General features: G+C 52.1%; 1 protein-coding gene and 1 pseudogene. Both read left to right on the top strand.

Features of this window, described 5'->3' with window-relative positions:
• The first annotated feature begins 250 nt into the window (after positions 1-250).
• Positions 251-795: pseudogene (locus AC0L2V_RS32125) on the top strand (GNAT family protein).
• A complete protein-coding gene (nolL, locus tag AC0L2V_RS32130) occupies positions 788-1,942 on the top strand; it encodes a nodulation factor fucose acetyltransferase NolL (RefSeq protein ID WP_473522180.1) in 1,155 nt (384 codons plus the stop codon). Before AC0L2V_RS32125 ends, nolL begins: the two are co-directional and overlap by 8 nt.
• The last annotated feature ends 73 nt before the right edge of the window (positions 1,943-2,015 follow it).

A 2,015-nucleotide genomic window follows, 5' to 3' on the forward strand; every position in this document is an offset into this window, starting at 1 on the left:
AGAGGTTGCGCTGGGTCAGCAGTGCGTCGAGCACGACGAGAAGGTTCAGATCAAGGCCTTTGAAGCGCATGGCTTTCATTTATCCATAGCGTGGATGCTCGCGATCTAAACAATCGATTTTACCAAACTTCCAGGGCGCTGCATAGATGACCGGACCTGACATGCACCCGATCACGCCACTGCTCCTGTAGCGTGTGCTGGGATGCAAGTAGCCGATCATGTCGAACTCTCCGCCTGTTCCGAAAGGCCTATGGGCCGACGCGGGCTTTCAGGCGGTCGTAGCTGGGCCGGTGCAAGGCCGGCGGTTCGCGCAATCGGCTCTAATGTGCACGGCGTAGCGGCCACTTGGAACTGCTGCGCCGTTTCCTCACGGTTGGCGAGGTTGATTTCTTGGTAGGCGAACTCGGATTGTACAGGGTGCATCCGGATCTTGAGAGAATCGGAATGAGCCATTCTATCCGCCTCCTGCGCCCGATGCTGCTGCAACTTGGCATTCAACTCGCTTTCGGCATGGTTCGGCACCCGCTGCGGAATCGTCCTGAGAGGTTCTGCAGAGAGGGCCCGGCGACCATAGTGCCGGGCGTTCGCGTCGCCACACATGATCGCGACCGCCACCGCGCTCCAGGTTTTCGATCAGGCACTGGGATTTTTGTCCGCTCGGTTGCGGCCAGTAGGCCTCGATACCACGCCGCGATCCGCGCAAATTTCGATCCTTCGCACCGAAACTGGCACGCTCGCCGTGCCCAGAAACGGCAAGTAGCAACCGCAACAGATAGGCTGGAGTCTGATGCTTGATCACATAACGGTCGGAGCGAAGGGACGCGACTCGCGCCCAGCAGGGACAAACAACCGAGACCTAAGCTTTGATTTCGGCAAAGGTATACTCATTACTTTGGTGATAATTGGGCACCTGTTACAATATTGTATTTATCGAGGCACTGACGCCTTCTGGCTGTCGCCATTTTACAAGTCCATCTACATATTCCATATGCCTCTCTTTATGGCGATAAGCGGATATCTTTCTTCTGGGGCAATTTTGCGAAAACCGTTCATTCAAGGGGTCGGCAATCGAGCAACGCAGTTACTACTACCAATGCTTTTTTGGTGTGCGTTGATTTGGACGCTAAAGTCCGCCGTGATGGTTCCGACGAAGAGTTTAAATGACGGATTGTTGGATTTGTTGAAGGAATTCATTGGAACATACTGGTTCTTATGGGCGGCGTTTACTTCGTTCATCCTAGTTAAGTTTTTTACAACTTTCAATCGTCTATCGATGTGGATCATAAGCGCATCTGCAATTGCGGTCGCATTCGCGCCCATCACATCATCGATAATCCCGTCGATAAGATATACATACCCTTTTTATTGTTTGGGGTTCTTGTTTGCCCAGCAGATCGGATGGCAGAAAAGTATCATCTGGCGCCACAAATCGCTTTTCTCGGTCTTACTTTCGATAACAGCTTTCTTATGCTTCCTTGGGTGGAGCAAGGAGACTTACGCCTACAACAATCTTGTTTCAATTCATGATCAACAGTCAGCTAAACAAGTGTTTATGATGTTCGCTGGCTCTGCAGCAGCTTCTGCAGTAGCAATGCAGCTTATCTTCCAGTGCTGGAGAATTGTCTATTCAACTAGAGTAGCTCAGTTTGTCGCGGTGGAGCTTGGTCAGAGTACGCTGCTGCTTTACTTGGTTCAGGGTGCCGTGTTTCGCCTCATGGATTTTATACAGTTTGGAGAAGTCTGGAGTCTCACGACCAGAATCGCGTTCGCAAGTGTTGTTGGAGTGGCGATTGTCGTCATAGCGATGACAATTCGCCGGATTGCGCGCGACCTTGGATATATGTCGCGGATCGTTGTCGGAGCGCCGCCACGCCCAAGTCTGCTCAAATCTCAATCGCCCACAATGGTCGCGATGACAAGCAACCACGTTACGGACAGATGAGGCATGCGTTTCAAAGGCCTTGATCTGAACCTTCTCGTCGTGCTCGACGCACTGCTGACTGAGCGCAACCTCA

Source organism: Mesorhizobium sp. WSM4814 (assembly GCF_055811595.1).

What these genes read in the sequence shown, in the direction of transcription:
- nolL (WP_473522180.1), top strand. Translation starts at nt 788, where the DNA reads ATGCTTGATCACATAACGGTCGGAGCGAAGGGACGCGACTCGCGCCCA.